Source organism: Streptomyces aureoversilis (genome assembly GCF_042657885.1).
Taxonomy (GTDB): Bacteria; Actinomycetota; Actinomycetes; order Streptomycetales; family Streptomycetaceae; genus Streptomyces; species Streptomyces aureoversilis.
The window spans coordinates 24106-33247 of the sequence record NZ_JBHSKJ010000037.1 but is presented as its reverse complement, the minus strand read 5'-3'; the positions used below and the strand labels follow the sequence as shown (position 1 = coordinate 33247).

At 72.0% G+C, this 9142-nt stretch carries 8 protein-coding genes; 6 read left to right on the top strand and 2 right to left on the bottom strand.

All coding sequences use genetic code 11. The features are described from left to right. Window positions 1–935: 935 nt before the first annotated feature. Window positions 936–2183: a GDSL-type esterase/lipase family protein gene (locus ACFPP6_RS35690; protein WP_382051056.1), complete on the top strand. Its 1248-nt coding sequence runs from the start codon at window positions 936–938 to the stop codon at window positions 2181–2183. Window positions 2184–2205: 22 nt separating this feature from the next. Here ACFPP6_RS35690 and ACFPP6_RS35685 read toward each other — a convergent pair whose 3' ends face one another. Next, on the bottom strand, window positions 2206–3363 hold the full coding sequence (locus ACFPP6_RS35685; protein WP_382051055.1) for a GDSL-type esterase/lipase family protein: 1158 nt from the start codon (window positions 3361–3363) through the stop codon (window positions 2206–2208). 260 nt (window positions 3364–3623) lie between these two features. Beyond that, window positions 3624–4586 (bottom strand): GlxA family transcriptional regulator, encoded by a 963-nt coding sequence (locus ACFPP6_RS35680; protein ID WP_382051054.1) that lies wholly within the window; start codon window positions 4584–4586, stop codon window positions 3624–3626. A gap of 71 nt (window positions 4587–4657) precedes the next feature. On the opposite strand from ACFPP6_RS35680, the gene ACFPP6_RS35675 reads away from it, so the two are divergent. The 5 genes from ACFPP6_RS35675 (at window position 4658) to ACFPP6_RS35655 (ending at window position 9088) form a co-directional block, all read left to right on the top strand. Next, complete coding sequence (locus ACFPP6_RS35675) at window positions 4658–5038, top strand: cupin domain-containing protein (RefSeq protein ID WP_382051053.1); 381 nt, start codon at window positions 4658–4660, stop codon at window positions 5036–5038. A gap of 36 nt (window positions 5039–5074) precedes the next feature. Beyond that, window positions 5075–5494: a helix-turn-helix transcriptional regulator gene (locus ACFPP6_RS35670; RefSeq protein WP_382051052.1), complete on the top strand. Its 420-nt coding sequence runs from the start codon at window positions 5075–5077 to the stop codon at window positions 5492–5494. A 10-nt stretch (window positions 5495–5504) separates the two neighbouring features. Further along, window positions 5505–5921, top strand: coding sequence for a VOC family protein (locus ACFPP6_RS35665; protein ID WP_382051051.1), 417 nt, complete (start codon window positions 5505–5507; stop codon window positions 5919–5921). Window positions 5922–6014: 93 nt separating this feature from the next. Beyond that, the gene (locus ACFPP6_RS35660; RefSeq protein ID WP_382051050.1) at window positions 6015–8444 is read left to right on the top strand and encodes an ATP-binding cassette domain-containing protein; all 2430 of its coding nucleotides are present in this window, start codon (window positions 6015–6017) and stop codon (window positions 8442–8444) included. 332 nt (window positions 8445–8776) lie between these two features. Then, window positions 8777–9088 carry a hypothetical protein gene (locus tag ACFPP6_RS35655; protein ID WP_382051049.1) on the top strand — a complete coding sequence of 104 codons (312 nt, stop codon included), beginning with the start codon at window positions 8777–8779 and terminating at the stop codon, window positions 9086–9088. Window positions 9089–9142 lie beyond the last annotated feature (54 nt).

Here is a 9142-nt window from a genome sequence, read left to right as displayed (position 1 = left end):
GGGGGGGGGGGGGGGGGGGGGGGGGGGGGGGGGGGGGGGGGGGGGGGGGGGGGGGGGGGGGGGGGGGGGGGGGGGGGCCGGAGCCGGCGGGGCTGGAACCTCCGCGCCGGGCGGTGCAGGAGGAGGAGCACCGGGGCCCGGGGCAGGTGGGGCAGGTGCGGGCGGAGCCGGAGCCGGCGGGGCGGGCGCCGGAGGGGCAGGGGCCGGCGCTCCCGGCCCGGGCGGGGCAGGAGCCGGAGCAGCGGGACCGGGGGCGGGAGGCGCGGGGGCAGGAGGCGCCGGGGGCGCAGGAGCCGGCGGAGCAGGCTCGGGCGGAGCCGGGGCAGGTGGGGCGGGCGCCGGAGGGGCAGGCGCGGGCGGGGCCGGAGCCGGAGGTGCGGGGGCAGGAGGTGCGGGGGCAGGAGGTGCCGGGGCAGGAGGTGCCGGGGCAGGAGGTGCCGGGGCGGGCGGCCTGGCGGCGCGGCACTTCAGCCACACCTCAGCGTCCACGGTGAGCACGTGCGCAGTGACGTCCAGGCACCCTTGGCCGTTGTCGGTCACTTCCGCCCGGGCGTTGCCGCCCAGTGCGTTCACGGCGACGTGCGACGGCCGATGCGGTGGCAGCAGGCTCGGCAGGCGGTGCAGGACGGCGTTCACCGACGTGTTGCCCGTCGCGACACTCGCGCCGCCGTCGTCGGCCGCCGCCTCGCCTGTCATCGCCAGCGCAGCAGCCGTGGCCAGCATCACCGCATACCTTGTTCTCCGCCGCCCCGTCACGCGAACAGCCTGCACGCCCACCGATGTCTCCAACTCCCGTTCCCACGAGATTCCTCCGATGGGCGGAAAATTGCGTGAGCACATCACGACGAGCGCGCGGCGGGGGCGGTCGGCGCCCGGAATCCCGGTGAACGGATAATGATTGGGCGTTCCATGCGTCCGGCCCGCAGAATGCACCCATGAACGACCGGCTCGACGACACCCCTGACACCCCCACCGCAACCGCAGCCCCGGCGACGGCGACGGACTGGACGACACCACCCGTCACCACGCCCATCACCGCGGATCTCCTGCGCGGCGCCCTGGACCTGGAGTACACCGAACACGGGGTACTGCCGCACCGGCTGCCCGCCCGGGCCCGGGCGCAGTGTGCCGACGGGCAGCTGGCCATGGTGGAGGCCCAGCCCTCCGGCGTACGGCTGGCGTTCCGCACGCGGGCCGGTGTCATCGAACTGGACGCCCTGCGCACCAAGAACGTCTACCGGGGCGCCCCGCCCCGGCCCGACGGCGTCTACGACCTGCTCGTCGACGGCCGGCCGGCCGGGCGGGCCAGCGTGACCGGCGGCAACGTCCTGATGGTGGACCTGGCCACCGGGTCCGCGGAAACCCGTCCCGGCCCGGTCGGCACCGTCCGGTTCTCCGGCCTGCCCGACCGCGTCAAGGACGTCGAGATCTGGCTGCCGTACAACGAGATCACCCAGCTGGTCGCCCTGCGCACCGACGCTTCCGTCGAGCCCCTGCCCGACGGGGACCGCAAGAAGTGGCTGCACCACGGCAGTTCGATCAGTCACGGCTCCGACGCCGCGAGCCCCAGCACGACCTGGCCCGCGCTGGCCGCTTCCCTCGGCGGCGTGGAACTGACCAACCTGGGGCTGGGCGGCAGCGCGCTGCTCGACCCGTTCACCGCCCGCGCCCTGCGCGACACCCCCGCGGACCTGATCAGCATCAAGATCGGCATCAACCTCGTCAACACCGACCTGATGCGCCTGCGCGCCTTCGGCCCGGCGGTGCACGGCTTCCTCGACACCGTCCGCGAGGGCCATCCCACCACGCCGCTCCTGGTCGTCTCCCCCATCCTGTGCCCCATCCACGAGGACACCCCCGGCCCCAGCGCTCCGGACTTCAGCCGCCTCGGCGAGGGGAGGCTGCAGTTCCGGGCCGCGGGCGACCCCGCGGAACGCGCTGCCGGGAAGCTGACCCTCAACGTCATCCGGGACGAACTGGCCCGCCTGGTGGAGCAGCGGGCGGCCGACGACCCGCACCTGCACTACCTCGACGGCCGTGAGCTCTACGGCGAGGCGGACTTCGCCGAACTGCCGCTGCCCGACCAGCTCCACCCGGACGCCGCGACGCACCGCCGCATCGGCGAACGCTTCGCCGCCCTGGCGTTCGGCCCCGGCGGCCCGTTCGCCGGGACGCGTGTCTGAGCCGCGCGTCCGAGACGCCCGTTCAACGCCCGGCGGCCCGGTCCGCCGGGCGGATGCGCATGGCGGTCGGCGAGCCGTCGCCGAGGTAGTCCGCGACGCAGCCGTACCGGCCGGGCCGGGCCGCCGCCACGAGGCCCAGGCAGGCACCCAGCGCCCGCTGGCCGAAGGCGTTGGGGTGCATGGATTCCTCCAGCGTCCCCTGGGTGTTGGCGTAGTCGAGGAAGCGGAACCACTCGTGCTGACGGGCGTCGGGGCCGGTGGCTCCCACCTGGGTGGTTCCGAGGGCGCAGACCTCGTGTCCCGCCATCGTGTCCTTGAGGTCGAGGAAGTCCGCGCCCCGGGACGCGGCGACGTCACGGATCATGGCGGACAGCCGGGGGACGAGGGTGTAGCGGGCCCAGGAGGCGTCCCGGTCGTTGAAGGGGCAGCCGTCCCTGCGCAGGCGGTTCGGGTCGCCTTCGCGCAGGCGGAACTCCTCGCCGCCGGGGAGGGGCGACGGGTACGACTGCAGGACGAGCCGGTAGTCGCCGTCGCCGTAACCGGCGGCCGCCATCGTGGCCCGGACGTCGTCCACGACCGCGGACACCTTCGCCCGGACGGCGGGCAGCTTGCGGTCGACCTCCGCGGCCTGCTTCTTCCAGCACAGGCGGCTGAACGCCCAGTCGTAGGCGCAGTCGCCGATGATGGTGCCGAAGCCGACGTCGTTCCCGCCGACGGAGAGGGCCACGAGCGTGACCTTCTTGGTGCGGGCGATCTGCGCGAGCCGGTCGGTCTGCGGTGCCTCTCCGTTGAGGGACAGGCCGCCCCGGGCGGCGCTCAGGACGTGCTGCGTCTCGGCGCCGGAGCAGGCGAGGTTGATGCGTTCGGCCACGGGCAGAGGTGCGGTGAGGATCTCCGCGACGTCCGAGCGGTGACAGCCGCCGACCGCCGCCGTCGCGCCGTAGACGCGCCCGGGGTCGTACGCCGTACCGGTCCAGGCCCGGTCGGTGCCGTTGCGGCCCTTGTCGTAGCGGTCGGTGTTGCCGAGCCAGCGGCCGCCCTCACCGGAGATGAAGCTGTCCCCGAGCGCGACCGCAACCGACGGGCCGGCCGGCGGGGCCGGATGCGAAGCCGGAACCGGAGCTGGTGCTGGTGCCGGAGCCGCGGCCTGTACGGGTGCGGCGCTCCCAAGTGCCGCCAAGGTACTGAGGATCGCACTGACGAGTATGGTGCGCGCAGGGCGCCGGGCCGGTCTGGAACGGACTCCGGGACGTACTCCGGATCCTGCTCCGAAACGTGCGCGGTGTAAGTACACGGGGTGTCCTCTCGGTGGGCGAGTTGCGGCAATGAGGAAACCCCCGGCCCGGTGCCGACGCAAGAGTTGTCACACGGAACGGATCCAACGGGCCCAGCGGATCCAGCCGATCCAACCACCAACCGATTCAACGGACCCCAGGGGTTCTACCGTTGCCCGGCCCGGAACGCACGGCGGTAGGCGCCGGGGGTCGTGCCCAGGGCGCCGAGGAAGCGTCTGCGGAGGTTGGTGGCCGAGGAGAGGCCGACGCGGCGGGCGACGGCGTCCAGAGGGAGGTCGGAGGCCTCCAGCAGCTCCCGGGCCGCCGTGATCCGCTGGGACAGCAGCCACTGCCCGGGGCTGGTGCCGAGCTGATCGGTGAACCTCCGGGCCAGGGTGCGCGCCGAGACGCCCGCGTGTGCGGCGAGGTCGTCGAGGGCCAGCGGTTCACCGAGCCTGCCGGTGGCCCACTCCAGCAGCGGCGCGAGCGTGCCCTCCATCTGCAAGGGGTGCGGCGGCGCCGCGTACTGCAGTTGCCCGCCCTCGCGGTGGGGCGCCATGACCATGCTCCGTGCGACGTCCGCCGCGTAGCGGGCGCCGTGGTCGGTGCGGACCAGGTGCAGGCACAGGTCGATACCGGCCCCGGATCCCGCGCTGGTGGCCACGTCGCCGTGATCCACGTAGAGCACGTCCGCCGCGAACCCGACCGCCGGGAAGCGTGCGGCGAACTCCTGCGCCAGCGCCCAGTGCGTGGTGGCCTCCCGGCCGTCCAGCAGGCCGGCCTGCGCCACGGCGAAGGCCCCGGAGCAGATGCTGACGATCCGCGCCCCGCGGGAGTGAGCGCGGCGCAGGGCGCGGAGCACCGCGGGCGAAGGCTGCCCGTCCGTGGGAAGCCACCCCGGGACGATCACGGTGTCCGCCCCGTCGAGCGCATCCAGCCCTTCGGTCACGAGCATGTCGTACCCGGCGAGGGTGGGGACCGGGCCGGGGTTCTCCGTGCAGACGCCGAACGCGTAGCGGGCGGGCAGCCCTCGTCGCTCGATCCCGAAGACCTCGGCTGCGCACGCGAGCTCGAAGGTCGACTGCGGGGGATGGACGAGTGCCACGACGCGATGCAGGTGCACGTGCATGGCAGAAAAGTACCGCAGCATGTCATTCTTGACACTCGGGCGGGGCGACAACGGTCGGCGAGGCTTTCCCCATGACAACAGAACAGAGCACCTCCGCTTCCGCTCGCACCTCCGCCTCCGCCTCGGTTTCCGCCTCCGCCTCCGCCTATACGTGGTCCGCCCTGCAGGACGCTCCGGTTCGCGAGCTCTTCCCCGGCATCCGCCTGCGCTCGCTGTGGAGCGGCGCCCAGGGTGCGACGGCCCACGTACTGGAGATGGACCCCGGCGCGTGCTGGCAGGGAGTGGACGTCCACGAGCCGGGTCCCGAAGAGGTCTACGTGATCTCCGGCATCTTCAACGACGGCGACCGCGACTATCCGGCCGGCACCTTCATCCACGCCCCGGCGGGCTCCTCGCACGTCCCGCAGACGACGACCGGCTGCACGCTGTTCGTCTTCCACCCCGAGGGCTAGCGGCGCCCGGCCCCGTGAAAATGGGATCCTGGTCGCGTGAACCTGGAGGACCTCGTCCGGCTGCGCCGGGCCCGTGACCTGATGGACCGCGACTACGCGAAGGCGCTCGACGTGCCGGCGCTGGCGCGTGCCGCCCTGATGTCGACGGGCCATTTCTCCCGCAGCTTCCGCAGCGCCTTCGGGGAGACGCCGTACAGCTACCTGATGACGCGCCGGATCGAGCGGGCGAAGGCGCTGCTGCGGCGGGGTGACCTGACGGTGACGGAGGTCTGCTTCGAGGTCGGCTGTACGTCGCTGGGGTCGTTCAGCTCACGGTTCACCGAGTTGGTGGGCGAGAGCCCGAGCGCGTACCGGGCACGCCGCCATGACGACGGCGCCGCCATCCCGCCCTGCATCGCCAAGATCCGCACGCGACCGGTCAGAAATGGAGAAGCGAAACCCGACCCCCGCCCGTAGCGTGAAACGCATGGACATCAAGCTTTCATCGTGCTTCATCGCCGTCGACGACCACGACAAGGCGCTCGCCTTCTACCGGGACGCGCTCGGCCTGGAGGTACGCGACGACGTCGGGTTCGAGGGGATGCGCTGGGTGACCGTGGGCGCGCCGTCGCAGCCCGACGTGAACATCGTTCTCGAACCGCCCCTCGCGGACCCGAACGCCTCGCCCGCCGACAAGCAGGCCATGGCGGAACTGCTGGCCAAGGGCCTGCTGCGCGGCGTCATCTTCCACACCGACGACTGCGACGCCACCTTCGAGCGCATCCGCGCGGCGGGCGGCGAGGTGCTGCAGGAGCCGGTCGACCAGCCGTACGGCGTCCGCGACTGCGCCTTCCGCGATCCCTCCGGGAACATGCTGCGCTTCACCCAGCCTCGCAAGCAGTGAGCTCTGTGAACAACGCGAAGTGAGCAACGCGAAGTGAGCAAGAGGCCCGACCGCGAAGGCGGCCTTGCACAACCGATGGAGATACGAAACACGATGAGCACGGCCAAGAGGACGAACACGGCCACGAGGGCGAAGACGAATACGAGAGCGAAGACGAACACGAAGTCGCCTGCGCCCCACACCGCCGACAGCCACGACCTGATCCGCGTGCACGGCGCGCGTGTGAACAACCTCAAGGACGTCAGCATCGAGATCCCCAAGCGCCGGCTGACGGTGTTCACCGGCGTCTCCGGTTCGGGCAAGAGCTCGCTGGTGTTCGACACGATCGCCGCGGAGTCGCAGCGGCTGATCAACGAGACCTACAGCGCCTTCGTGCAGGGCTTCATGCCCACGCTGGCGCGGCCCGAGGTCGACGTGCTCGACGGGCTGACGACCGCGATCATCGTCGACCAGCAGCGGCTGGGTGCCGATCCCCGCTCCACCGTCGGCACCGTCACCGACGCCAACGCGATGCTGCGCATCCTCTTCAGCCGGCTCGGGAAGCCGCACATCGGCCCGCCCAGCGCGTACTCCTTCAACACGGCCTCGGTCCGGGCGAGCGGCGCGATCACGGTCGAGCGCGGCACCAAGAAGGCCGTGAAGGCGACCTACCAGCGCACCGGCGGCATGTGCCCGCGCTGCGAGGGCCGGGGCGCGGTCTCCGACATCGACCTCACCCAGCTCTACGACGACTCCAAGTCGCTGGGCGAGGGCGCGCTCACGATCCCCGGCTACAGCATGGACGGCTGGTACGGCCGCATCTTCACCGGCTGCGGCTTCTTCGACCCGGACAAGCCGATCCGCAAGTACACCAAGCGGGAGCTGCACGACCTCCTCCACAAGGAGCCGACCAAGATCAAGGTCGACGGCATCAACCTGACGTACGAGGGGCTGATCCCGAAGATCCAGAAGTCGATGCTGTCCAAGGACATCGAGGCGCTGCAGCCGCACGTCCGGGCGTTCGTGGAGCGGGCGACGACGTTCGCCACCTGCCCCGAGTGCGACGGCACCCGGCTCAGCGAGGGGGCCCGGTCCTCGAAGATCAAGAAGATCAGCATCGCCGACGCCTGCGCGATGGAGATCAGGGACCTGGCCGAGTGGGTGCGCCGCCTCGAGGAGCCGTCGGTGGCTCCGCTGCTCACCGCGCTGCAGGGGACCCTCGACTCGTTCGTGGAGATCGGTCTCGGCTACCTCTCCCTCGACCGGCCCTCGGGCACGCTGTCGGGCGGCGAGGCGCAGCGCGTCAAGATGGTCCGCCACCTCGGATCCTCGCTCACCGACGTCACGTACGTCTTCGACGAGCCCACCACGGGCCTGCACCCCCACGACATCCAGCGGATGAACGACCTGCTGCTCCGGCTGCGGGACAAGGGCAACACGGTGCTCGTCGTGGAGCACAAGCCGCAGGCGATCGCGATAGCCGACCACGTCGTCGACCTCGGGCCCGGCGCCGGTACGGGCGGCGGCACCGTCTGCTTCGAGGGCACCGTGGAGGGGCTGCGGGCGGGGGGCACCGTCACCGGCCGCCACCTCGACGACCGGGCCGGTCTCAAGGAGACGGTGCGCAAGCCCACCGGGAAGCTTCCGGTCCGCGGCGCGACGGAGCACAACCTCCGGAACGTGGACGTCGACATCCCGCTCGGCGTGCTGACCGTGGTCACCGGCGTCGCCGGCTCCGGCAAGAGCTCGCTCGTGCACGGATCGATCCCCGCCGACGAGGGCGTGGTCCCGGTCGGCCAGGGCGCGATCCGCGGCTCCCGGCGCAGCAACCCGGCGACGTACACCGGGCTCCTCGACCCGATCCGCAAGGCGTTCGCGAAGGCCAACGGCGTGAAGCCGGCCCTGTTCAGCGCCAACTCCGAGGGCGCCTGCCCCACGTGCAACGGCGCCGGCGTCATCTACACCGACCTGGCGATGATGGCCGGCGTCGCCACCACCTGCGAGGACTGCGAGGGCAAGCGGTTCGAGGCCTCGGTCCTCGATTACCACCTCGGCGGTCGCGACATCAGCGAGGTGCTGGCGATGCCGGTGGCCGAGGCCGAGGCGTTCTTCGCCGGCGGCGAGGCGCGCATCCCGGCCGCGCACAAGATCCTCACCCGGCTCGCCGACGTCGGGCTCGGCTACCTCACCCTCGGCCAGCCGCTCACCACCCTGTCCGGCGGCGAACGGCAGCGCCTCAAGCTCGCGACCCACATGGCCGACAAGGGCGGCGTCTACATCCTCGACGAGCCGACCACCGGGCTGCACCTCGCCGACGTCGAGCAGCTCCTCGGCCTGCTCGACCGGCTCGTCGACTCCGGCAAGTCGGTCATCGTCGTCGAGCACCACCCGGCGGTCATGGCGCACGCCGACTGGATCATCGACCTCGGCCCCGGCGCGGGCCACGACGGCGGCCGGATCGTCTTCGAGGGCACCCCCGCCGACCTCGTCGCCGCCCGCTCCACCCTCACGGGCGAGCACCTCGCGGAGTACGTCGGCGCCTGACCGACGCCTTGGGCAGTTTCCGGCCATGGGGATACGCGGCCCCGTCCCCATGGCCGCTCACGCCTGCCGCGGTTTCCGCGTCGCCCGATTGCAGGCATCTCACCCGGGTACGCGAAGGCCCACGGGTGGGGTCGGGGCACCGCAGCCGGAGGTGGCACCAACGCCATCAAAGCCGAGCACAACCGGCCAAATACCATATATCTCATCACCGCAACCAGCCGGACCATAGAACCGGCAAGAAGCGCCGGAAGCCACCCCGGCCCACCCGAGGCCCGCCCCGGCGCCAGGAGCACAAGCGCACATACTGCACCTCACACAGCGGAGGGCGCCCTATGGCACCGCGTAAAGCCCTGTTCACCTTCCTGGCGGCAGCCGCCGCACGCGCCTGCGCCGCGGGCCCCGCGGCCGCGGCCCCGGCCCAGGACGCGTCCGCGCCGGGAGCCGTTCCCCCGTGCGTCTCGACGGAGCACTACAACGACGCTTCCGGAAAGGTCGCCTGGGTGTGGAACGCCTGCGGCAACACCCAGAAGGCGCGCGTCGTCATCGGCTGGGGACCCGACAGCGACTGCTTCACCATCCCTCCCGGCACCGGAGCGGCGTACCACTACACCTTCGGTAACTACGGCACGACGGAAACCTGCTGAACGGAAACCTGCTGAAGGGAAACCTGCTGAGCCGAAGACCACTGCAGCGCCTTG

Bases quoted from the DNA above. Each gene is read 5' to 3' on its own strand.
- ACFPP6_RS35690 (WP_382051056.1), top strand. From the start codon at position 936: ATGAACGACCGGCTCGACGACACCCCTGACACCCCCACCGCAACCGCA.
- ACFPP6_RS35680 (WP_382051054.1), bottom strand. From the start codon at position 4,586: ATGCACGTGCACCTGCATCGCGTCGTGGCACTCGTCCATCCCCCGCAG.
- ACFPP6_RS35675 (WP_382051053.1), top strand. From the start codon at position 4,658: ATGACAACAGAACAGAGCACCTCCGCTTCCGCTCGCACCTCCGCCTCC.
- ACFPP6_RS35665 (WP_382051051.1), top strand. From the start codon at position 5,505: ATGGACATCAAGCTTTCATCGTGCTTCATCGCCGTCGACGACCACGAC.
- ACFPP6_RS35660 (WP_382051050.1), top strand. From the start codon at position 6,015: ATGAGCACGGCCAAGAGGACGAACACGGCCACGAGGGCGAAGACGAAT.
- ACFPP6_RS35655 (WP_382051049.1), top strand. From the start codon at position 8,777: ATGGCACCGCGTAAAGCCCTGTTCACCTTCCTGGCGGCAGCCGCCGCA.